The following is a 20,695-nucleotide window of genomic DNA, read 5'->3' as shown; positions in this document are numbered from 1 at the left end:
GGAGGAGAGCGACATGTCCCTCGATGTTCCCGCAGCACTGCTCGAGCGCGCCGAACAGGGCGATATCGACGACGCAGAATTCGTCGAATGTGTCCGCACATCGTTGCCCTACGCCTGGGAGGTCGTGAGCCGGGTGGCCGGTGACCTACGGTCCGGCACCGATGAGTACGCCGACAACCGGGTGCCGCCGCCGGACGAGGTGGCCCGCGGTCAGCTCCTGCGCGCCCTGGCCTCCGACGCCATCCGCGGCGGCCTGGAACGGCACTTCGGGGTGAAACTGGCCTTCCAGAACTGCCACCGGGTGGCGGCCTTCCCGCTCTCGGCGGTCGGCGGGGAAACCTACAGCCGCTACATCAGCCCGCGCGCCCAGCTGCTGAACCAGAGCCCCGAACTCCGAAACTGCTGAACAACGAAAAGGGCGGGCGTGGAAGCAATTCCACGCCCGCCCTTTTGTACGCCCGCCGCTCCGGCTACACCGTGACGACTTCCAGCTCGCCCTCGGCGTACTGGGCGCGCAGCCGCTTCTTGTCGAACTTGCCGACGCTGGTCTTGGGCACCTCGGGAATGAAGGTCCACCGCTCGGGCAGCTGCCACTTGGCGAACTTGTCGACCAGGAATTCCTTGAGCTCGGCGGCCTCGGCGGCGAGCCCCTCGGCGAGCACGATGGCGACCAGCGGGCGCTCGTCCCACTTCTCGTCGGGCACCCCGATCACGGCGGCCTCGGCGACCGACGGGTGGGCCATCACCGCGTTCTCCAGGTCCACCGAGGAGATCCACTCGCCACCGGACTTGATCACGTCCTTGGAGCGGTCGACCAGGGTGAGGTAACCGTTGGGGCTGATCTTGCCGACGTCGCCGGTGCGCAGCCAGCCGTCGTCGAACTTCTCCGGGTCGATCTCGGCACCGGTGGGCGAATAGTAGGAGCCGGTGATCCAGGCGCCGCGCACCTCGAGCTCACCGAGCGACTCACCGTCGTTGGGAACGACCTTGCCGTCGTCACCGACCAGCCGGGCCTCCACATTGGCCGGGAATCGGCCCTGCGTGTACCGGTAGGCCCACGCCTCTTCACCCTCCGTGCCCGCCGGCGCGTGCGCGACGCTGCCCAGCGGGGAGGTCTCGGTCATGCCCCAGGCGTGCAGGATGCGCACGCCGTGCTTGTCCTCGAACGCGCGCATCATCGACGGCGGCACCGCCGAACCACCGACGACGGCGGTGCGCAGGTGCGAGATGTCCTGCGGCGCGGCGGCCAGCGCGGCCAGCACACCGCCCCAGATGGTGGGCACGGCGGCGGCGAAGCTCGGCTTCTCGGCGGCCATCATCTCCAGCAGCGGCGCGGGCTGCAGGAAACGGTCCGGCATCAGGATGTTGGCGCCCGACATCAGCGCCGCGTACGGCAGGCCCCAGGCGTTGGCGTGGAACAGCGGCACGATGGCCAGCACGTAGTCGCCGCCGTGGAAACCCATGCCGTTGGGCGAGTTCACCTGCATGGCGTGCAGCCAGTTGGAGCGGTGCGAGTAGACGACGCCCTTGGGGTCGCCGGTGGTGCCGGAGGTGTAGCACATCGCGGCGGCGGAGCGTTCGTCGAGGACCGGGAAGTCGAACTCGGCGGACTGGCCGTCGAGCAGCTCGCGGTAGGAGTGCACGGTGACCCCCTCGGGGGCGGTCAGCGCGGCGGCGTCACCGTTGGCGACGATCACGTGCCGCACCGTCTTCAGGTTCGGCAGGTACTGGGCGAACATCGGCAGCAGCGTGCCGTCTACGATCACCACCTTGTCCTCGGCGTGGTTGGCGACGAACACCAACTGCTCGGGGAACAGCCGGATGTTGAGCGCGTGCAGCACCGCGCCCATCGCGGGCACCGCGATGTAGGCGGTCATGTGCTCGTTGTTGTTCCACATGAAGGTGCCGACGCGGTCGCCCTCGCCGATGCCCAGTCCGCGCAGCGCGTTGGCCAGCCGGGCCGAATCGGCGCCGAGTTCGCGGTAGGTCATGGTGCGCACACCGTCACCGGTCCAGGTCGACACGGTGGAATCGCCCTGGAAAGTGGCGGCGTAGTTGAGCAGTGTGGCCAGCGAGAGCTGGTCTTCCTGCATGGTGCTCAGCATCGGTGCTCCTTCAAGTCCCTGCCGTGGCATGAGCCACGTCACACCGGATGTTACCGAAAGGTTTGCGCCCCGCAATCGTTTCTGCCGCTAACTTTCCTGCCGCGAGCTGGGCGTGGAGCACCGGTGCGCTATTCGTGCGGCGGCTGGGCATCGGGTCCGCTGTGATGCGGGGGAACGCCCGGACCAGCGTGTTCGGCGTTGTGCACGGCGTCGACGACCAGCCTGCGGACATGGTCGTTGTCGAGGCTGTAATAGATCGTGGTGCCCTCCCGGCGGGTGCGCACCAGTCGCGCCATCCGCAGCTTCGCCAGATGCTGCGACACCGACGGCCCGGGCTTGCCGACCAGCTCGGCCAGCTCGTTCACCGACAGTTCCCGATCGGCCAGCGCCCACAGCACCTGGACCCGGGTGGGGTCGGCGAGCATGCGGAACACCTCCACCACCAGGCCGAGATGATCCTCGGCCAGAGGTGCGCGCGCCGATCGGTCATCTGCGTTCATGCGCGGATAGTAAGTCACCGGTGTGACGAGTGGCGTCGACCACTCACGGCCGCGCGATTCGGCCGCCGCCGTACTGTGACGGGCATGGCTGTTGACCGCATGCTGCCCACCGACGAGGCGCGCGACCTGATCGAACTGACCCGCGACATCGCCGACAAGGTGCTCGAACCGCGCGCCGCCGAGAGCGAGAAGACCGGCACCTTCCCCGACGGCGTGTTCGGCGCACTGGGCGCGGCCGGGCTGCTCAGCCTGCCGTACCCGGAGGAGTTCGGTGGTGGCGCGCAGCCCTACGAGGTGTATCTGCAGGTGCTCGAGGAGCTCGCGAGCCGCTGGGCGGCGGTGGCCGTGGCGGTGAGCGTGCACGGTCTGTCGTGCCATCCGCTGTTCACCTACGGCACCGGCGAGCAGCAGCGGCAGTGGCTCGAAACCATGCTTTCGGGCGAAACCATCGGCGCCTACAGCCTTTCCGAGGCGCACGCCGGTTCCGACGCGGCCGCCCTGCGCTGCCGCGCCACCCCCGTCGACGGCGGCTATCGGCTCAACGGCACCAAGGCCTGGATCACCAACGGCGGCCGCGCCGACTTCTACACCCTGTTCGCCCGTACCGGCGAGGGATCACGCGGCATCTCCTGCTTCCTGGTCCCCGCCGACACCGCGGGCTTGAGCTTCGGCAAGCCCGAGGAGAAGATGGGCCTGCGCGGCATCCCCACCACCACCGCCGCCTACGACGACGCCTTCCTGCCCGCCGACCGCCTCATCGGCGAACAGGGACAAGGACTTTCGATCGCCTTCAGCGCACTGGATGCGGGCCGCCTCGGCATCTCCGCCGTCGCCACCGGAGTGGCCCAGCGCGCCCTCGACGAGGCCGTGGCCTACGCCAAGGAACGAGAAGCCTTCGGCCGCAAGATCATCGATCACCAAGGCCTCGGTTTCGTGCTGGCCGACATGGCCGCGGCCGTCGACACCGCCCGCGCCACCTACCTCGACGCAGCCCGCCGCCGCGACGCCGGGCTGCCCTATTCGCGCCAGGCCAGTGTCGCCAAACTCGTCGCCACCGATGCCGCGATGAAGGTGACCACCGACGCGGTCCAGGTCTTCGGCGGCGCCGGCTACACCCAGGACTTCCCGGTGGAGCGCTACATGCGCGAGGCCAAGGTCATGCAGATCTTCGAGGGCACCAACCAGATCCAGCGACTGGTGATCGCCCGCCATCTCGCCGGCTGAGCTATCCGGCAACGCGCTGATCATCGCCGGTCGACGCCGCAGGGCAACCTGCCAGTAAACTGAATAGCATCTCGAGACCTCGACGAAATGAGGCGCGCGATGCTGTGGTGGCTGATCTTGATCGTGATCGTGTCGGTGGGCGCGCTGCTGTACCTGCGTGCCGAACAGAACAAGCGCGCCGCGCGTGACCTCGACGACGCCCGCGCCGCAGCCAGGGTGCGTATCGAACGGCTCGGCGGGCAGGTCTACGCGCTCAACCCGCGCAACGAAGCCGCCCGCCAAGCCCTGGCCGACGCCTCCGAGCGCTACAACGCCGCGGGCGGCCAGATGGACCGCGCCGCCACCACCACCCAGGCCCGCCTGGCCGAGGACACCGCCCTCGAGGGCCTCTACTACGTCCGCGCCGCCCGCACCGCGATGGACATGGACCCCGGCCCGCCCATCCCCGCCCTGGACGGCCAGGACACCGCGGGCCGCGTCGAGCAGAAACGCGTCGTCGAACACAACGGCCGCCGCATCGTCGCCTCCCCCGTCCCGTCCGCGGGCACCGCGAACTACTTCCCCGGCGGCCGGGTGGCCGGACGCCCCGTTCCGGCCGGCTGGTACTCCGAACCGTGGTGGAAACCCGCCCTCGTCGCCGGAGCCTGGGGCGCGGGTTCGGTCCTGCTGTTCAGCGCCCTGTTCGCCGGGATGGCCGGGGTCGACTACGACGCGCAGGCGTTCGAGGACGGCACCGGCGAGGCGTCCATCCCACCGGAGCAGACCTGGGACGCCGACCCCGATCCCGGATTCGACGGCGGTTTCGACGGCTTCTGAAGCCTTCGCCGCCGGCGCCCGCTCAGCTGATCCGTGCCCGCAACAGCGCGGTCACCAGCGAGCCGCCTCGCAATACCGCCGCGTTCGCCTCGGCGGGCCGCCGGCTGTCGGTGGTCACCACCATGGACTCCGGCCGCGGATCACCCACACAGAACGGTGCGAGCGCACCGAAGAACGCGTCGGGCTCGAACACCGCCTCGGGCGGGTACACACCGGGACGATCCACCGCGAGCAACGCACCCACCGCGAGCGGAACCCCCGTGGCCTCGGCCATGTTGAGACCGGGAACCTGCCCCAGGGCGCACGCGATCGTCGCGGCCGCACCGTCGACGGTGCCCGTCGCCATCGCGAACAGCGGCGGCAGGGTGCCGCTGTCCAATGCCGCGACCGGCGAACTCGGCAGCACGTTCTCCACGACCGCCGCGAGCCGCGCGGCTCGTTCCCGGGACAACAGCCCCGACCGGACCGCCGCACCCAGCGCTGTCAACGCCGCGATGACGTAGCGCGGGGCGACCGCCACGTTCACACAGTCGACGAGCTCCGGGAAGGTCCGCCCGAGCGTGACCGGTTCCGGGTGCCCGAAGGTCCATCCAGTGCCCGCACCGATCCCCGGGTAGTCGACGGTCGTTTCCCGCAGCGGCCTTTCCCGCACCCGCTCGTTCCCACGGATCACCGGGATCGGCGCGCTCACCTGCTCGATACCGTGCACGATCGCCGCACTCGGCCGCCACGACCGCTTCGCCGGCTGCGCCATCAGCAGGTTCCACCCGGTGACCACCGTCGCGGCCCGATCCAGCGAGTCGATCGCCTTGCGCGCCAACAGGTTCGCCACACCGGGGCTGGCACCCATGCCGATCACCGCGGTCACCCCGGCCGACACGGCCTGCTCGTGCATGTCCAGCATGGTCGCGGTCGGCGCCGGATCGTCACAGACGTCGACATAGTTGCGTCCCGCCTCGATCGCCGCGGACAGAATCCCCGGCCCGAACCGGAAGTACGGCCCCACCGTGTTCACCACCACATCGCACTCCCGCATGAGCGCCACGAGACGCACCCGATCGGTGACATCGACCTGGCAAGCGACCGCACCGCACCCGACCTCCTCGGCAACCGCCCCGGCATTCACCCCGACCAGATCAGCGATCACAACCTGCTCGACGACACTTTGCGCGGCAAGCACTTTCGCCGCCACCCGGCCGATCTCACCGGCTCCACCCAAAACCAGAACACGCATCACAACTCCCTCCCCCGCCGACGCTACACTCCGCCGAATCCGCCACCCGCCGCCTCACCACCCCACGGGTATCGCGACCACCCACCACCGCCACGCTATACTCGGCCTCGGCCAGTCGAGGCTGGTCCCCCGCCTTCGTAGCTCAGGGGATAGAGCACCGCTCTCCTAAAGCGGGTGTCGCAGGTTCGAATCCTGCCGAGGGCACCAACCTGCGACAGCAGATTTCAGCAGGTCAGCACGTTTTCCGAGTCAGCACGCTCCCTCGCGAGGCAACTGCTGGGCGCAAAAGCCCAGGTGAGGTGTTGCAGGTTCGATTCCTGGGGTCACGAACCTGCGACCGGAGATTTCCCTGGTCAGCGAATCTCGGTCCGGTCTACCGGGAGAGCGGCGTCTACCCACTCGCCAGACGTGAACTCGTCGGAGATGCCCCGCCAGCGCGGGCCTGTCAATTATGGTGTGGCGACCTCGCGCCAGAGTCGGCGTCCGGCGGTTGCCTGTAGAGCCCAGGATCTCCCAACGAGGCTTCGCGCCAAAACCACGGCCGGCAGTCGGTTACGCGGCCACGAGTGCCGGGCCAGGTACTGGGGTGAGCCAGCCGTGGGAGGAGGGGGCGGGCACGTAGCCGCAACCCACCGAGCCACCCAGTGTTATCGCGCTGACAATTCACCTTCCGCCGGGCGGGAATGTGCTGTCTGATCGATGGAGAGCCGAAACCAGGAGGTCAGTGGGCTGATGAAGCGCGCAGTATGGAACGGCGTGGTGCTCGCGGAGACACCACGAACCGTCCGGATCGAAGGTAACGACTACTTCCCGCCGGAGTCGCTGAACCGGGAGCACTTCTCCGACAGCCCCACGAGAACACTGTGCCCATGGAAGGGCATGGCCAGCTACTACAACGTCACGGCCAACGACGAGATCAATCCGAACGCGGCGTGGTATTACCCGCGGCCGAGTCCGTTGGCCCGCTCGATCAAGGGGCATGTCGCGTTCTGGAACGGTGTGCAGGTCGTCGGCGAATCCGAGAAGCCGACAGGCCGTGGCGGTCGAAGGTGGCTCGCTCGCTTCCGAAAGGAAGCGAACTCGGCGAACTCGGCGATCACGCCGATTCCGGTGTGGCGCATCGGAATTACTGGTGGGCTGGTCGGCATCGCGTGTTGTGTCGGCCCCACCGTGCTGGCATTGGTCGGAATCGTCAGCGGGGCGACCGCGCTGAGCTGGGCGACCGATCTCTACGACGACTACGCGTGGTGGTTCCGGCTGGGCGGCCTCGCGACTCTGGGCGGGTTGCTGTGGTGGTCTCTGCGTCGGCGTGACCAGTGCAGTATCGACGGCGCCCGGAAGCTGAAGTGGCGGCTACTGACCGTGCTCGCGATCGCGGTCGGCACCTATGTCGCGCTGTACGCGCTCACCACCTGGCTGGGCACTTTGGCTTGATCGCCCGTGTCGCGACACCAAGCCGGCTTGCCCGGTCATAGTGTCAGCGAGGGCACAGTGTTGCCGACGGACGCCGATTCGATCGACTGGGGTGGGACCACAAGCGACACAGATCGCCCATCGTCTGGTGGGCCGAAGCGGAGGTAGCGCGTGACATCGACCAGACAGGACCGCGACGAGGTCTTCCTCGAATACACCAAGAGCATCTGCCCGGTATGCAAGGTCGTCGTCGACGCCCAGGTCAATATCCGTGAGGGAAAGGTGTTCTTGCGCAAGCACTGCCGGGAGCACGGCCGGTTCGAGGCGCTGGTCTATTCCGATGCCGAGGCATACGTCGACTCCGCCCGCTTCAACAAACCGGGCACTTTGCCGCTGACCACCCAGACCGAGGTCCGTGACGGTTGCCCGTCGGACTGCGGTCTGTGCCCGGAGCACAAGCAACATGCCTGTCTGGGCCTGATCGAAGTGAATACCAACTGCAACCTCGACTGCCCGATCTGCTTCGCCGACTCCGGCCACCAACCCGACAGCTACTCCATCACCGTCGAGCAATGCCAGACAATGCTGGACGCGTTCGTCGCCGCCGAAGGCGAACCGGAAGTGGTGATGTTCTCCGGCGGCGAACCCACCATCCACAAGAACATCCTCGACTTCGTCGACCTCGCCCAGGCGACACCGATCCAGAACATCAACATCAACACCAACGGGATCCGCCTCGCCTCGGACCGCCGATTCGTCGCCGCACTGGGCGAACGAAATGGCCGCAACGGCAAGGCAGTCAACATCTATCTCCAGTTCGACGGGCTCGACGAACAGACCCATCGCAGCATCAGGAACCGGGATCTACGCGAAATCAAACAACGCGCTCTGGACAACTGTGCCGATGCCGGATTGACAGTGACGCTGGTCGCGGCGATCGAACGCGATGTCAACACCCACGAGATCGGCCCGATCGTGGCGTTCGGGCTCGAACACCCCGCCGTCCGCTCAGTGGCGTTCCAGCCCGTCACGCACTCAGGGCGCCACCTGGAATTCGATCCGCTGACCAGACTCACCAACCCCGACGTGATCGGTTTCCTCACCGAACAACTCCCCGACTGGTTCGTGGCCTCGGACTTCTTCCCGGTGCCGTGCTGTTTCCCGACGTGCCGCTCGGTCACCTACCTGATCACCGACGGCACCCCGGGTAGCTGGGACTTCAGCGTCATCCCGATCCCCCGGCTCGTGCAGGTCGACGAGTATCTGGACTACGTCACCAACCGGGTGGTACCCGACTACCGCATTCGTGAGTCGCTGGAAAAACTGTGGAGCGCATCGGCGTTCATGGGGACCGCGACGGTCGGCGAGAAGCTCACCCGCACCGCGGAGATCTTCGACTGCGGGCCCGGCGACGCGTGTGGTATCGACTTGCCCAAGGCGGCAAAGGAATTGGCTGATCGCGCATTCATGATCGTGGTCCAGGACTTCCAGGACCCCTACACACTCAACGTCAAACAGCTGATGAAATGCTGCGTCGAGCAGATCACCCCCGACGGCCGCCTCATCCCGTTCTGCGCCTACAACAGTGTCGGCTACCGCGAGCAAGTCCGCGCCCAGATGACCGGCGTTCCCGTCGCTGACATCGTCCCCAATGCCACCGAACTCGCCGGGGTGGTCACCGATTCACCCCATGGTTCCAAACAAGCAGCGAACGGACCGGGCCGAGAAAGTCGCGATGCGACCAACGTCGGTACACGAGCGGTGCCGCGATGACCGGACCCAATGATGCGCTCAAAGCGTGTTGCGCACAGGCCTATTCGCGTGACGCGGTAGCGCTGCTGCTCGGAGACTCCTACCGCCCCGGCGGGGTAGGGCTGACGCGTCATCTCGCCGGCGCGCTCGGTATCGAGGCGGGCGACCAGGTCGCCGACATCGCGTGCGGGCCCGGCCGGACCGCCCGCCTGCTCGCCGCGGAGTACGCCGCGCAGGTCGAGGCGATCGATCTGTCCGCCGAGACCGTCACCACAGCGCGTGCCACCGCCGAAGCAGCAGGACTGAAGCACCGGATCAGGTTTCAGGTCGGTGATGCGGAGTCGATCCCGTTGCCTGACAACAGTATCGACACGGTCCTTTCTGAATGCGCTTTCTGTCTGTTTCCCGACAAGCACGCCGCAGCAGCCGAGTTCGCCAGAGTCCTGCGACCGGGTGGGCGGGTCGGGATCACCGATGTCACCGTCGCCGACGCCGGATTGCCCCCGCAGTGGCACACGCTGACCGGCTGGGTGTCCTGCGTCGCCGATGCCCGCACCCTCGACGACTACACCCATATCCTCACCGAATCGGGTCTACGAGTATCTCTGGTCGAAACACACGATCACGTCGTCGCCGACATGCTCGGCCAGATCCGCGCCAGAGTCGGCCTGCTGGCGATCACGAGCACAGACCAACTCGCTGCCGCCGGCATCGACCTCGCCCTCGTCCGCGGCTACCTCGACATGGCTTGGCAGGCCCACCGCGACGGACTGCTGGGCTACGCCCTGCTCATCGCCGAAAAGGCAACCACTACCCACCGATGAACTTCCGTGACGTTGTCGCGTGGAGGCGCCTGCCATCTGAGGAGGCTGCTACGGATTGTTGGACATCTCTATCGCCCGGTGTAGGGCCGCCATCACCCGGTCCTGGGTCGGCAGGTCGAGACGGCACGCCGACACCGAAGACGCGGGTGCGGCCATGACGTCGAGGCCGTCGACGAGGACCGTCGGTGATGGAAAGTCGCCGATCCGGTGCACAATGTCGACGTCGAGGCCGAGCCGGGCCGAACAACGTCGCACCAGGTCCTCGGCGGCGGTCACATTGGGACAATCGGCGACGCTGCGAATTTCGACGACAACCATGGTCTCTCCTCACAACCGATCGCTGGTCACGCTCGGAATCTTGTCGCTCTTTCGTCGGCGACGGAGTCCGGCCGCACCGACCACGAGCACCACCAATGCGGCGGCCACGGCCAGCAACGTCACCGCGCCCATACGCTCGACCGCATCGGCCAGAATCTCCTGGATCCAGGCCGCGCCCTCGATGACCGGATCGTCGGCATCAGTGGCACCGGCGAACAGTCGCAGTTCGTACACGCCGCAATAGGCGACATACACACCGGCGACCACCATCAAGACTCCGCTGAGGCGCGACACATACGGCAGCACCTTGCGCATCCTCGTCACCGCCGCAGCACCCGCGAGGGCTACCACGAGCGCCAGAGTGCCCACGAGCAGCGCCATTCCGGCGGCATAGGCCAGATAGGCCGTGATGCCGCCGAGGACCGAGCCACTACGGAAGGTCGAACTCGTCACCGCGAGGAACGGGCCGATGGTGCACGACAGCGAAGCGATCGCATACGCGATGCCGTAGCCCAGCATCGACCCCAGCCGCGCGGTGGGGGCGCCGCGACCCGACTTGGGCAGCAGCACCACCAGTTCCCGCCCCGTCAGCAACCAGACACCGAGCCCGACCAGGGCTGCCCCGATCAGCACGGTGACCGCGGGCAGATACCGTTGCACCGTCGAGGTCAATGGTGCGATGAGCAAGCCGAATGTTCCGAAGACGAGCAGGAATCCCGTGGCCATCGCGGCGGTCGCGGTCACTGCCCGACCGAGGGCGGACACACGACTACGCTCGCCTTCGGTGCCGAACACCACCAGCGTCAGGTAACCGGGCAGCAGCGCGAATCCGCAAGGGTTCAGCGCCGCGACCAGACCGGCCGCGAACGCGAATCCCACTGTCTGACTGTTCATCTCATCCGTTCAGCCGCGATCGAGCTGCTGGATCCAGGTGGCCAGCTCCGACTCCGAGAGGCTGCCACGGAGCACGTCGACCTGACCATCTGCGCCGATGAACGCATAGGCGGGCTGTTGGGTGACGCCGAAGCGCTGCCACACCGTGCCATCGACATCGGCGAGATTCGGGAAGGACCCGAGATCGTATTTCGCGACGAAGTCGCGCATCGCGGGTTCGGAGTCCAACGCCGCCACCCCGACGAACCGCACATCGGAGTGCGCTTTCGCCGCATCGGCGATCCCCGGCGCTTCCCGCTGACAGGTCGGGCACCACGGCGCCCAGAACCACAACACCGCGGCCTCACCCGCCAACGACCCCCCCGAGAACTCACCACCGTCGACGGTGCGCGCGGTGAAGCGCAACTGCTCGGGAACCGCTGCACTCTGCGGCGCACTCGCCGACCCCGCTGGATCCGAGGCAGACACCGGCGGTGCCGGAGACTCGTTGCCGCCCGCCCCGCAACCCACCGTGAGCATCGCGGCGACCAACAGTCCCGCAGCCATCCGTCCGACCTTCACGAATCAACCTCCTCATCGTCGATCGACGCGCACGCCGACACCTCACACCGAGCATTGCAGCAACCCGCCCCGCTCGACGAGCACAGGCGAGTTGCCGCGATAGACGCAAGCTCAGCGGGTACCCGGACGGGCCGCGAGCAACAGACCCAAGGCACCACCGAAGAGCAGGTGCTCACCAAGGAAGGTCGGATAGCCGACCATGCTCGCCATGTCGGCGATCGGATCACCACCGCCGAAGATCGCCGCCGCCAGCGGCAAACCGATCCAGGCACTCACCGCGAAAACGACCGCACCCCACACCACCGCCGAGACGATCAGGGCCACGCCGTGCAAGCGCGCCATCCGGGCGATCACCGCGAACATCGCGCCGTACATCGCGCCGACCATCATGTGGATCACCGCGCCGAGCACGGCCGGACCGAACTCGAAGGTGAAAGTGGACCCGGAACCTGCTGCCATCATCGAGCTCATCATCGCGTCGGGCGCGATGAACGTCGAGGCGATGTGATAGAGCGGGGTGAAGAACCCGGTGTGCTGGTACGTAGCCGCCGCGATCATCGCGTACATTGCCATCACCAGCGACGCCACGACACCGGCGACAGCGCCGCGCAGGGCTGCGGTACCGATCGCGTGCACGCCGAGGCTTGAAGAAATCGGACTGCTCGAAGCCGAAGTTGCCATGACAGAACCCTCTCGATACGAAAACACGGTTGTGTAGTTCTCAGCCAATCGCGTTCGGTCGTCGAGGCGAGGACAATTGTCAGCGGGATGACAGGTTCACCCGCGAACCGACCAGGAGCCAGCGATGACCCCCGTCAACCGGACCTTCGACCATCTGATCCGCGCGATCGGCGGCGAGTCGTTCACCGACGACCAACTGCGCCACGCCGCCTGGGTCGCACGGTGCGTCGGCCGTGGGGCCGCCGCGCCACTGCACCCCAGCGACCTCACCGCGCTCGCCGACCGAATCGAACTCAAGACGATGGCCGCCGGGACCTCGGTGTTCGCGGCAGGCGCTCCACCGACCGGGGTGTGGATCGTGCGCCAAGGGCAAATGGAGTTGTCCGTCGGTTCGGGCAGACGACGAGCCGTCGTCGACGTGTTGCGCCCCGGCGACGTCGACGGCGACATCGCTCTGTTGCTCGACATGCCGCTGGCCTACACCGCGCGCACACTCACCGAATCGAGTTGCCTGTTCCTGTCGAACTCCGCATTCGAAGCATTGCTCGCCAGCCACCCCGCGATCGCGCGCCGATGGCTGTCCAGCGTCGCGCAACGCGTTTCAGCCAGCCAGGCACGGCTGATCAGCATTCTGGGTCGGCCTCTGCCTACCCAGGTCGCCCAGCTGCTACTCGACGAAGCCGTGGACGGATCGGTGCAGCTGGCCCAGCGCACCCTGGCCGCCATGCTCGGCGTGCAACGGCCGTCGTTGAACAAGATCCTCAAAGAATTCGAGCGAGACGGCCTGATCCGCCTGGGTTACGGAGCCATCGACATCGTCGATGCCGATCGACTCCGCGAGGCCTACCGAGCGCAATGACCCCGTCGTAAGGTCATTCGTCCCGTCCAGCGCCTCAGTGCGCACGACACCACGGGTGACACGGCCCTTCGGCGATGGCTCAGCAGCCCCGTCGATGCCACCAACGAGGCACTGAGGCGCCGTCACCGTGCACAGTCCGCAATACCTCGAGCGCACTCGGATTGACCATCGCCACCTCGCCGACGAACACCGTTGGTACCGTCTCGTTGCCGTCGGCGACCGATCGAACTCGTGCCGCGGCCTCGGGATCCGCCCAGATATTCACCTCCTCCAGCCGCAGATCGGTGCGCCGCAGCTGCCGCAGCAAGACCCTGCAGTACGGGCATCCCGGGCGCCAATACACCCGCACTACCTGCCGCGACGCACGCACATCGGTCATCGCTGCCTCCTTTCACTGCTCAGCCCTGGGCGGGCGACACTTCAGCACAACTGTCCGAGCAGGAATGCACACAGGATCTGTCGGCGCGCTGACACTTGTCGTGTGACGTCGGGACGCACGGTGGTTCACTGCGGATCGGCACAACGAACAGACCGATGGCAAGGAGCACGATGAAGCAACTGACCGGAATCGGTGACCGGATCGGCGAACTCGACTTGCGCGACGCCGATGGCGTACCCGTCGACCTCGACAGTCTGCTCACTTCCCCTGTGGTCATCCCCATGGTCCGCTACTACGGATGCATGCCGTGCCGGGACTATCTGCACCAACTCGAACGCCTGCACCCCGAGTTCGAAGCCGCCGGTGTAAGCCTTGTCGGGGTCGGCGGCGCCGCCGACTATCAAGCCCGCCACCTCATGGACAACGGCATCGGCTACCCACTGCTACTCGACCCGAACCACACCCTCTACCAAGCCGTCGACGTCCATCACATCGCCTGGTGGCAGATGCTGTCCCCACGAACCTGGTGGAAATACCTGTCCGCCGCCCGCCGGGCCCGCCAAGGCCGCATCACCGACCATCCGTTGCAGGCGCCCGGGCTGGTGATCGTCGGCCAGGACCGAACCGTGCAGATGCTGTACCGAGGGCGAACCCTTGGCGACTACCCGCCCGCCGCGGACGTGCTCGCGACGGCCCGACGAGTTGGCCAGCCCCGTCGCCCTGACTCACCGCCGAGCAACTAGTCGAGGTGCGTGGTTCTTCGACCCCGGAGGGAGGCTTACGCCGGGAGCGTTGTTGAAGGCACGAGCGCGAGTTTTCCCACTGTGGTGCGCGCTTCGAGGTCCTGGAGTGCTTGCGGGCCTTCCGACAATTCGCGCGCTGTAGGAGTGCCTGGGCCGAGGACCCCGCTCGCGATCAGGCCGAACATCTCTGCCATCACCTGGCCGAAGATGTGCGGTGCGGACTGGATCAGAATCCCGATGTTCAGCCCGATGAGGTGGACCTGGTGCTTGTAGACGAGGTCCCAGTTGGTGATCGAAGCCTGGCCGCTGGCGAGGCCGAACACGACGACGCGGCCAGTGATCGGCTTGGTGGCGTCCAGGCTCGCCTCGAAGGTGTCGCCGCCGACCGACTCCAGCACGAGGTCGACGCCCGCGCCGTCGGTCAGGCCAAGGACCTCGGTCGCAAGTTCGCTGCTGCGTGAGTCCAGGAAATAGTCGGCGCCCAGCTTCTTGACTACCTCGTGCTTGTCAGAGGACGCCACGGCGATCACCGTCGCGCCATAGTGCTTGGCCAGCCTCACGGCCACCTGGCCGGTTCCTCCAGCGGCCGCGTGGATCAGAACCGTCTGCCCCGACTCGAGCTGCCCCAACGGTTTCAGCGCGGCCAATGCAGTCGGCCAGGACACGACCAGCCCCAACGCCTGCTCGTCGGTCCAACCTGGTGGCAACGACAGTGTCCCAGCCGCCATCAGCACGGCGTACTCCGCGAAGGCCCCTCCCATGATGGTGATGCCGATGACGTGGGTGCCGAGTTCGACGCCGGAGACGCCTTCGCCGAGCGCGACCACCTCGCCGGCCGCCTCGATGCCTGCCACGTAGGGAGGTTGTGGGCCACCGGCGAACACGCCATGGGACTGCGAGATGTCGACGAAGTTGACGCCCGCCGCGCCGACCCGGATCAGCACCTCGCCCGGGCCGGGAGTCGGAACCTGCGCATCAGGTATCAGGCGAAGACTCTTGGGCCCGTCCAGGGACGACTGCTGTAGGGCGCGCATCGTTGCAGGAATACTCATGACCATCCGATCAGGTTTGTTTAGTGATTGACAAACAAACCTTGTCACGGAGGTTCAGAGCTGGTCAAGCTAATGTGGATCGAACGACAAACAAAGTTGGAGGCGCACTGATATGGCCAGTCGCGGGAGACCGCTCACATTCGACCCTGACACCGCCCTGCAGCGGGCGCTCGAGGTGTTCTGGGAGCGCGGCTACGAGAGCACCTCACTCAGCGACCTGACCCGGGCGATGGGGATCGCCTCGGCGAGCATCTACTCCTACTTCGGCAGCAAAGAGAGCCTCTTCCGCCAGGTCATGGACCGCTACGGCGCGACCGCCGGGGCACAGCCCCGCAACGCACTCGACGAGCACTCGGCCGTAAGAGAGGCGATCCAGGCCATGCTGCGCGCGACAGTCGACCAGATAACGCGGTCCGACGCTCCGCACTACTGCATGCTCATTCTGGCCGCACCTACGGGCGCGATCGAGAACGAGCCCATCCGCGAGTTCCTGGCTGACATCCGGCGGTCACAGTTCACGGCGATAAGGGATCGGCTGCAACGCGGAATCGACGAGGGCGAGCTCGACGCGAGTGGGGTCGACACCGACGCGGTCGCACGCTATTACGCCACTATCGTGCAGGGCCTGTCGATTCAAGCTCGCGATGGTGCGACGCGCGCCGAACTGGAAGACGTCCTCACAGGCGCGATGGCCGGATGGCCAGCGCTCACCAGAACCCCGTAGACACCCGTCCTGCGCGCGCTTGGGTGCCGACCGCTCCGTCGAGGCTCCCGACACCATCCGATCATCTGCCAGCTCCCAACCGGCGGCGGCCCGGCATAGTCATATCGAGTAAGAATCCGCGATGACCAGGCGTTTCCCGGTTGCCCATGTTTTGCGTGTCCTGCCGAGGGCACCAACCTCCGACAACGATTGTCGCAGGTCAGCAGGTTTTTGGGTCAACATGCCCCAGCGCGAGGCCGCCGCTTGACGCAAAACCTCAGGTCAGGGGCCGCAGGTTCGATTCCTGGGGTCACGAGCCTGCGACCGGAGTTTCCCCTGGTCAACAGAACGCTCAATACGGGGAGTCGGCGTGGGCGGTGTTGCGGGGGTGCGACGACACCACCGCGAAAATGCCCTCACGGCGCGGTCACAACCCCAAGCGGTGCACCCACACCCATTGCGGCAGAAGCGGACCTGCGACGGCACAGATAAAGTCGGGCATGACCCGGAAGGCAGGTATGACGCCCCTCACCCTCGAGCTCGCCGGACACCGCGTGCACCGCCTCGGCCTCGGCGCGATGCGATTGCCCACCGAACCGACCGATGCCCGTGCTACCTCGATCACCCTGTTACGCAAGGCCGTCGACCTCGGTGTCACTCTCGTAGACACCGCGCACCTCTACGGCTGGGGTGCCAACGAGGAACTCGTCGCCGAGGCCCTGTACCCCTATCCGGACGGCCTGCTGGTCGCGACCAAACTCGGCGTCGAGCGCCGCCCCGCCGCCGCCGACGGCGCGGTCTACAACGGCAGCGAGGCGTTCCTGCGCAGCCAGGTCGACGACGCCCTACGCCGATTGCGGGTCGAGCGGATCGATCTCATGCAACTGCACCGCGTCGACCCGGCCGTCCCGCTCGCCGACCAGGTCGGCGTCCTGCGCGATCTACGCGCGGAAGGCAAGATCGGCCACATCGGCCTGTCCGAGGTATCCGCAACGCAATTGGCCGAGGCCCGCGCGACCGTGGAGATCGCGAGCGTGCAGAACCGCTACAACATCCTCGACCGCGAATACGACCCCGTGGTCGACGCCTGCGAAGCGGCGGGCATCGCCTTCCTGCCCTGGCGCCCGGTGGTCGCGGGCGGTGCGGACGCGACCGCCGTGATCGCCGCGCTCGCCCGCGAACTCGACGTCACCGCCACCCAGCTCGCCCTCGCCTGGCTGCTGCGCCGCTCGCCCGTCATCGTGCCCATTCCGGGCACCGCCTCCACTGCCCACCTCGCCGAGAACCTCGCGGCGGCGCGGCTGGAACTCACCGACGACCAGTACGAACTCCTCAACCGCGCCGCTCGGGCGGATCGATGACAGACGGCTCCGCGAGGTCGCGGGTGCGCGCTCAGCTGGTGCCGTCGTGCACCGGGTAGTCGATGACGACCACACCGCCGGTGGCGTAGTTGACGACATCGGCGGCCAGCCGCTGGCCTTGCGGCGACGCCCGCGCCGCGGCCAAGGCGGCGGCGTCGGCGAAGTCGCCTTCGAAGACCGCGAAATACGGCGCTTCTCCCTCGGCTGCCGCCACGTCGAAGCTGTAGCGCCACGCAAGCAGGCCGGGCCACTTCCTGACCAGCGGCAGGTGGTTGGTCACGTAGTAGTCGCGGAAGTGGTCAGGGTCGGCGGGCTGGGGGTATAGGACCACCGTTTTATGCATGACTGCCTCCTGCACATACCGCGGTCGGGTGAATCGTCATATGCGCAGGTTAGGGCTTGATGTGTGGTCGAGGAAAAGACCAGTACGCGATAGACTCAGAACGGATCGTTATCAATCGAGGAGGGCACGTGGCGCCCGATACGGTGAGCCTGCGGTACTTCCTGGTGCTGGCGCAGGAGTTGAACTTCACCCGCGCGGCCGCACGGATCGGTATCGCGCAGCCCGCGCTCAGTGCCCGGATGCGCCGTTTGGAGTCGGAACTCGGTACGAGCCTGCTGGTTCGCAACACACGTAGCGTCGTATTGACCACGGCTGGTACGGCTTTGGCGGAGTCCGCGCCGCCCGCGCTGGCGGCGCTGGACCGGGCATGGGACACCGCCCGGAATGCGGGGGCCGGCGAACTGGGCACGCTGCGCATCGGATACAGCCTCAGCACGGGGGCCGAGACGGCACCGGCCCTGGTGGACAGGCTCATTCGCAGCAGCCCGGGACTCGTGGTCGGCGCGGTACCGATGGCGACACCGGAGATCTCCCCCACGGTCGCCGACGGCCGCATCGATGCGGGGATCACCCGTGGTGAACAGCCGGGTCGTGGCGTGCGCCGGTTCCTGCTTCGGCGTATGCGCGTCGGGGTCCTGTTGGCACAGCATCATCCGCTGGCCGAACACCCGGAGATCGAGATCGCCGATGCGGCCACGTATCCGCTGCGACTTCCCGACCGTGCGGCCAACCCCGTGGTCCACGATCAGCTGTCCGCACTGTTCCACGACACCCGGCCGAGCCCCAGATTCCACACGCCCGCAGTCTCTTTCGACATGTTTCAGCGCGACCTACGCGACGGGCTCACCCTCGCCCCGGCCGGTGAAGCCGCGGTCACGGCACTAGCGGCCGGCCTCACGTGGCGACCGCTGCAGGGCGCACCCGGCCTGACCATCCACCTGGTCCTCCCACGCGAGCAGTCGCCACTACACCGCCGCATCCGTACCATCGCCAAAACCCTGGCACACGAGCTGCACTGGCTGCCGGACCAAGCGCCCGAGCACTGGACGGCGGGGTCCCGGCCCGGTGGCTGACCGCGGACGGAAGCCTACGGTTGCGACTACAAGTTCCGGACCTGGCCCGAAACACGCCACATCGGGTACGTGGTGGCGGTGCCACGCAGCCAGAACATCCCAGCCGAGTGTCAGTTGCTCTTCGCCTCCCAGTCGAAGAAGACGGATTCGCGTGCGGGCTTCCACGGCAGGAATATCGCCACCGCCACCGCCACCGCCAGTGAAGCCGACACCGTCACATACGACGCGAGCTCGAACCCTTCCAGCGCCGCGGACTTCATCGTGTAGATCAGATCGGCCTTCTGCTGCGCGAAGGCCGGATCCGTCGGCCGTTTGACCATTTCGATCACCGCGATCACGCTTTCGCGGGCAAAGCCCTTCTCGCTCTGGGTCATCAGGAAGTCCGGGATGGCGTCGATACGCGGGCCGACCTCGGTCGTGTACACCGAGGCCATGACGGACCCGAGCACTGCGACGCCGAGCGTGCCGCCGGCCTCGCGCGTGGTGTCGTTGACCGCCGAACCGGCGCCCGCCTCGTCGAGTGCGACCGACGACATGATCGATTCGGTGGCCGGTCCCTGCACGATCGCCATTCCCAGCCCCATGAGCACCATCGAGATCAGGACCGGGCCCAGGTATGGCGTCTCCACCTTCACTTGACCCGCGATGAGCATGCCCGCGCTCATCACCACCAAACCGAACACGATGACCGCGGTGGTTCCGACCTTCTGGGCGATCATCGTCGACAGGGGTGCGCCGATCGCGATCGAGATGGCGAAGGGTAGTGAATGCAGACCGAACTGCAGTGGTGAAAGCTCCATCACCCCCTGGAAGTACTGGGTGATCATGAACAGGAAGCCGAACATGGAGAAGTAGCCGACCGTGATCGACAACGCTGGCAACGAGAACCGCCGGATCCGGAACAGGCTCATGTTCAGCACCGGTACGGGTGTGCGCTGCTCCCACCGGATGAATGCCGCGAAGCACAGAACCGCGAAGGCGAAGCCGACCAGGCTGGTCACCGAGAGCCAGCCGCGGTGCGGCGCCTCGATGACCGTCCACACCAATACCGTGACGCTCACCAGCGACAGCGCGATGCCGACGATGTCGAGCTTGCCGGTGTGCGACGCTTTGGACTCGGGAACGAACAGGTAGGCCAACCCCAGCACAATCACCGCGACCGGGATGTTCGCCCAGAACACCGCGTGCCAGGAGAAGTGCTCGAGCAGCCAGCCGCCCGCGGTCGGGCCGATCGCGATGGCGAAACCGGCCATCGCCGTCCACGCGGCGATCGCCATGGCTCGTTCCCTGGCGTCGGTGAAGATATTGATGATCATCGCCAGGGTCGCCGGGAACACGGCCGCGGCGAAGACACCCATCGCCGCGCGGGCGGCGATCACCTGTCCGAGGTCGGTAGCCAGTGCGCCGCCCAGCGACATCACGGCCACGCCCGCCAATCCGAGCATCATCACCTTGCGCCGCCCGTAGCGGTCACCCAGGTGACCGAATGCGAGCAGCAGACCAGCGAAGGTCAGCGTGTAGGCGTCGACGACCCACTGCAATCCGGCGAAGCCGGCCTGCAGTTGCACACCCATCGACGGCAACGCGACATTGACGACGGTGTTGTCGAGGACGACGAGCAATTCCGCGGCGCAGATGACGGCCAGCGCCAACCATCGCCCTGGTGAGCTCGAAACGGGCGGACTCGCCGCCCTCGCGGCGGATTTCGAGACAGCTGAATTGGACATGAGAGTTCACTTCTCCTCGTTGCGATGTGGACGAACCAGGCAGCGGCGGGACGTCGCGCAGAGCAATGGCAATGGGCTTCGGGGGATCACCGGACATGGCGGTGGGTGCGGTAACTAGCCTGGAACCTGCAGA

General features: G+C 66.9%; 21 protein-coding genes, 1 tRNA gene and 3 pseudogenes. 14 read left to right on the top strand and 11 right to left on the bottom strand.

Going from position 1 to position 20,695, the window contains the following annotated elements:
* Positions 1-13: 13 nt before the first annotated feature.
* Positions 14-406, top strand: coding sequence for an SCO5389 family protein (locus ACFO5K_RS25075; RefSeq protein WP_378567899.1), 393 nt, complete (start codon positions 14-16; stop codon positions 404-406).
* Positions 407-470: 64 nt separating this feature from the next.
* On the opposite strand, the gene ACFO5K_RS25070 is transcribed toward ACFO5K_RS25075, so the two are convergent.
* A complete protein-coding gene (locus ACFO5K_RS25070; RefSeq protein ID WP_378567896.1) occupies positions 471-2,105 on the bottom strand; it encodes a long-chain fatty acid--CoA ligase in 1,635 nt (544 codons plus the stop codon).
* Between the two features lie 128 nt (positions 2,106-2,233).
* The gene (locus tag ACFO5K_RS25065) at positions 2,234-2,605 is read right to left on the bottom strand and encodes an ArsR/SmtB family transcription factor (RefSeq protein WP_378567893.1); all 372 of its coding nucleotides are present in this window, start codon (positions 2,603-2,605) and stop codon (positions 2,234-2,236) included.
* Positions 2,606-2,689: 84 nt separating this feature from the next.
* Here ACFO5K_RS25065 and ACFO5K_RS25060 point away from each other — a divergent pair, with 84 nt between their 5' ends.
* Together ACFO5K_RS25060 and ACFO5K_RS25055 are read left to right on the top strand one after the other, a co-directional pair.
* Positions 2,690-3,829 carry an acyl-CoA dehydrogenase family protein gene (locus tag ACFO5K_RS25060; protein WP_378567890.1) on the top strand — a complete coding sequence of 380 codons (1,140 nt, stop codon included), beginning with the start codon at positions 2,690-2,692 and terminating at the stop codon, positions 3,827-3,829.
* Between the two features lie 99 nt (positions 3,830-3,928).
* A complete protein-coding gene (locus ACFO5K_RS25055) occupies positions 3,929-4,645 on the top strand; it encodes a DUF1542 domain-containing protein (RefSeq protein ID WP_378567887.1) in 717 nt (238 codons plus the stop codon).
* Positions 4,646-4,667: 22 nt separating this feature from the next.
* Here the strand turns inward: ACFO5K_RS25055 and ACFO5K_RS25050 are convergent, their stop codons facing one another.
* Positions 4,668-5,879 carry a saccharopine dehydrogenase family protein gene (locus ACFO5K_RS25050; RefSeq protein WP_378567884.1) on the bottom strand — a complete coding sequence of 404 codons (1,212 nt, stop codon included), beginning with the start codon at positions 5,877-5,879 and terminating at the stop codon, positions 4,668-4,670.
* A 131-nt stretch (positions 5,880-6,010) separates the two neighbouring features.
* On the opposite strand from ACFO5K_RS25050, the gene ACFO5K_RS25045 reads away from it, so the two are divergent.
* The 5 genes and pseudogenes from ACFO5K_RS25045 (at position 6,011) to ACFO5K_RS25025 (ending at position 9,868) form a co-directional block, all read left to right on the top strand.
* Positions 6,011-6,086, top strand: a tRNA-Arg gene (locus ACFO5K_RS25045).
* A gap of 525 nt (positions 6,087-6,611) precedes the next feature.
* Positions 6,612-6,941 (top strand): annotated as a pseudogene (locus ACFO5K_RS25040) (DUF427 domain-containing protein); the annotation flags it as partial.
* Positions 6,942-6,983: 42 nt separating this feature from the next.
* A pseudogene (locus ACFO5K_RS25035) lies at positions 6,984-7,313 on the top strand (hypothetical protein); the annotation flags it as partial.
* Positions 7,314-7,463: 150 nt separating this feature from the next.
* Entirely contained in the window at positions 7,464-9,065 is a 1,602-nt protein-coding gene (locus tag ACFO5K_RS25030) for a radical SAM protein (RefSeq protein WP_378567881.1), read from the top strand.
* Entirely contained in the window at positions 9,062-9,868 is an 807-nt protein-coding gene (locus ACFO5K_RS25025; protein ID WP_378567878.1) for a class I SAM-dependent methyltransferase, read from the top strand. Before ACFO5K_RS25030 ends, ACFO5K_RS25025 begins: the two co-directional genes overlap by 4 nt.
* Before the next feature lie 48 nt (positions 9,869-9,916).
* Here the strand turns inward: ACFO5K_RS25025 and ACFO5K_RS25020 are convergent, their stop codons facing one another.
* The 4 genes from ACFO5K_RS25020 to ACFO5K_RS25005 all read right to left on the bottom strand — a co-directional run bounded on the left by ACFO5K_RS25020 (position 9,917) and on the right by ACFO5K_RS25005 (position 12,322).
* Positions 9,917-10,186 carry an alkylmercury lyase gene (locus ACFO5K_RS25020; protein WP_378567875.1) on the bottom strand — a complete coding sequence of 90 codons (270 nt, stop codon included), beginning with the start codon at positions 10,184-10,186 and terminating at the stop codon, positions 9,917-9,919.
* Positions 10,187-10,195: 9 nt separating this feature from the next.
* Positions 10,196-11,080 carry a cytochrome c biogenesis CcdA family protein gene (locus ACFO5K_RS25015; RefSeq protein ID WP_378567872.1) on the bottom strand — a complete coding sequence of 295 codons (885 nt, stop codon included), beginning with the start codon at positions 11,078-11,080 and terminating at the stop codon, positions 10,196-10,198.
* A 9-nt stretch (positions 11,081-11,089) separates the two neighbouring features.
* Positions 11,090-11,599: a redoxin domain-containing protein gene (locus ACFO5K_RS25010; protein ID WP_378568323.1), complete on the bottom strand. Its 510-nt coding sequence runs from the start codon at positions 11,597-11,599 to the stop codon at positions 11,090-11,092.
* Between the two features lie 153 nt (positions 11,600-11,752).
* Entirely contained in the window at positions 11,753-12,322 is a 570-nt protein-coding gene (locus ACFO5K_RS25005; protein ID WP_378567869.1) for a hypothetical protein, read from the bottom strand.
* A gap of 124 nt (positions 12,323-12,446) precedes the next feature.
* On the opposite strand from ACFO5K_RS25005, the gene ACFO5K_RS25000 reads away from it, so the two are divergent.
* Positions 12,447-13,181 (top strand): Crp/Fnr family transcriptional regulator, encoded by a 735-nt coding sequence (locus ACFO5K_RS25000; protein ID WP_378567866.1) that lies wholly within the window; start codon positions 12,447-12,449, stop codon positions 13,179-13,181.
* A 79-nt stretch (positions 13,182-13,260) separates the two neighbouring features.
* Here the strand turns inward: ACFO5K_RS25000 and ACFO5K_RS24995 are convergent, their stop codons facing one another.
* Complete coding sequence (locus tag ACFO5K_RS24995; protein WP_378567863.1) at positions 13,261-13,560, bottom strand: glutaredoxin domain-containing protein; 300 nt, start codon at positions 13,558-13,560, stop codon at positions 13,261-13,263.
* A 170-nt stretch (positions 13,561-13,730) separates the two neighbouring features.
* Here ACFO5K_RS24995 and ACFO5K_RS24990 point away from each other — a divergent pair, with 170 nt between their 5' ends.
* Positions 13,731-14,303, top strand: coding sequence for a redoxin domain-containing protein (locus ACFO5K_RS24990; protein WP_378567860.1), 573 nt, complete (start codon positions 13,731-13,733; stop codon positions 14,301-14,303).
* 35 nt (positions 14,304-14,338) lie between these two features.
* Here the strand turns inward: ACFO5K_RS24990 and ACFO5K_RS24985 are convergent, their stop codons facing one another.
* Entirely contained in the window at positions 14,339-15,355 is a 1,017-nt protein-coding gene (locus ACFO5K_RS24985; RefSeq protein WP_378567857.1) for an NADPH:quinone oxidoreductase family protein, read from the bottom strand.
* A gap of 112 nt (positions 15,356-15,467) precedes the next feature.
* On the opposite strand from ACFO5K_RS24985, the gene ACFO5K_RS24980 reads away from it, so the two are divergent.
* Complete coding sequence (locus tag ACFO5K_RS24980; protein ID WP_378567854.1) at positions 15,468-16,079, top strand: TetR/AcrR family transcriptional regulator; 612 nt, start codon at positions 15,468-15,470, stop codon at positions 16,077-16,079.
* Between the two features lie 479 nt (positions 16,080-16,558).
* Entirely contained in the window at positions 16,559-17,419 is an 861-nt protein-coding gene (locus tag ACFO5K_RS24975) for an aldo/keto reductase (protein WP_378567851.1), read from the top strand.
* 31 nt (positions 17,420-17,450) lie between these two features.
* Here ACFO5K_RS24975 and ACFO5K_RS24970 read toward each other — a convergent pair whose 3' ends face one another.
* Positions 17,451-17,762 carry an EthD family reductase gene (locus ACFO5K_RS24970; protein WP_378567848.1) on the bottom strand — a complete coding sequence of 104 codons (312 nt, stop codon included), beginning with the start codon at positions 17,760-17,762 and terminating at the stop codon, positions 17,451-17,453.
* Between the two features lie 128 nt (positions 17,763-17,890).
* Here ACFO5K_RS24970 and ACFO5K_RS24965 point away from each other — a divergent pair, with 128 nt between their 5' ends.
* Positions 17,891-18,835 (top strand): LysR family transcriptional regulator, encoded by a 945-nt coding sequence (locus ACFO5K_RS24965; RefSeq protein WP_378567845.1) that lies wholly within the window; start codon positions 17,891-17,893, stop codon positions 18,833-18,835.
* Positions 18,766-18,937: pseudogene (locus ACFO5K_RS27500) on the top strand (IS701 family transposase); the annotation flags it as partial. The gene ACFO5K_RS24965 and the pseudogene ACFO5K_RS27500, both read left to right, overlap by 70 nt.
* A gap of 8 nt (positions 18,938-18,945) precedes the next feature.
* Here the strand turns inward: ACFO5K_RS27500 and ACFO5K_RS24960 are convergent.
* Positions 18,946-20,562 carry an MFS transporter gene (locus tag ACFO5K_RS24960; RefSeq protein ID WP_378567842.1) on the bottom strand — a complete coding sequence of 539 codons (1,617 nt, stop codon included), beginning with the start codon at positions 20,560-20,562 and terminating at the stop codon, positions 18,946-18,948.
* Between the last annotated feature and the right edge of the window lie 133 nt (positions 20,563-20,695).

The organism is Nocardia halotolerans, assembly GCF_042650145.1.
Classification (GTDB): Bacteria; Actinomycetota; Actinomycetes; order Mycobacteriales; family Mycobacteriaceae; genus Nocardia; species Nocardia halotolerans.
Note: the sequence above shows the minus strand (reverse complement) of the source record. Positions and strands in the feature narration are given on the sequence as shown.

Coding starts and splice junctions, on each gene's coding strand:
- ACFO5K_RS25020 (WP_378567875.1), bottom strand. CDS start 10,186: ATGGTTGTCGTCGAAATTCGCAGCGTCGCCGATTGTCCCAATGTGACC.
- ACFO5K_RS25065 (WP_378567893.1), bottom strand. CDS start 2,605: ATGAACGCAGATGACCGATCGGCGCGCGCACCTCTGGCCGAGGATCAT.
- ACFO5K_RS25000 (WP_378567866.1), top strand. CDS start 12,447: ATGACCCCCGTCAACCGGACCTTCGACCATCTGATCCGCGCGATCGGC.
- ACFO5K_RS24960 (WP_378567842.1), bottom strand. CDS start 20,562: ATGTCCAATTCAGCTGTCTCGAAATCCGCCGCGAGGGCGGCGAGTCCG.
- ACFO5K_RS24990 (WP_378567860.1), top strand. CDS start 13,731: ATGAAGCAACTGACCGGAATCGGTGACCGGATCGGCGAACTCGACTTG.
- ACFO5K_RS25060 (WP_378567890.1), top strand. CDS start 2,690: ATGGCTGTTGACCGCATGCTGCCCACCGACGAGGCGCGCGACCTGATC.
- ACFO5K_RS25025 (WP_378567878.1), top strand. CDS start 9,062: ATGACCGGACCCAATGATGCGCTCAAAGCGTGTTGCGCACAGGCCTAT.
- ACFO5K_RS25050 (WP_378567884.1), bottom strand. CDS start 5,879: ATGCGTGTTCTGGTTTTGGGTGGAGCCGGTGAGATCGGCCGGGTGGCG.
- ACFO5K_RS24995 (WP_378567863.1), bottom strand. CDS start 13,560: ATGACCGATGTGCGTGCGTCGCGGCAGGTAGTGCGGGTGTATTGGCGC.
- ACFO5K_RS24980 (WP_378567854.1), top strand. CDS start 15,468: ATGGCCAGTCGCGGGAGACCGCTCACATTCGACCCTGACACCGCCCTG.
- ACFO5K_RS25075 (WP_378567899.1), top strand. CDS start 14: ATGTCCCTCGATGTTCCCGCAGCACTGCTCGAGCGCGCCGAACAGGGC.
- ACFO5K_RS24975 (WP_378567851.1), top strand. CDS start 16,559: ATGACCCGGAAGGCAGGTATGACGCCCCTCACCCTCGAGCTCGCCGGA.
- ACFO5K_RS24970 (WP_378567848.1), bottom strand. CDS start 17,762: ATGCATAAAACGGTGGTCCTATACCCCCAGCCCGCCGACCCTGACCAC.
- ACFO5K_RS24985 (WP_378567857.1), bottom strand. CDS start 15,355: ATGAGTATTCCTGCAACGATGCGCGCCCTACAGCAGTCGTCCCTGGAC.
- ACFO5K_RS25015 (WP_378567872.1), bottom strand. CDS start 11,080: ATGAACAGTCAGACAGTGGGATTCGCGTTCGCGGCCGGTCTGGTCGCG.
- ACFO5K_RS25005 (WP_378567869.1), bottom strand. CDS start 12,322: ATGGCAACTTCGGCTTCGAGCAGTCCGATTTCTTCAAGCCTCGGCGTG.
- ACFO5K_RS25055 (WP_378567887.1), top strand. CDS start 3,929: ATGCTGTGGTGGCTGATCTTGATCGTGATCGTGTCGGTGGGCGCGCTG.
- ACFO5K_RS25010 (WP_378568323.1), bottom strand. CDS start 11,599: ATGCTCACGGTGGGTTGCGGGGCGGGCGGCAACGAGTCTCCGGCACCG.
- ACFO5K_RS25070 (WP_378567896.1), bottom strand. CDS start 2,105: ATGCTGAGCACCATGCAGGAAGACCAGCTCTCGCTGGCCACACTGCTC.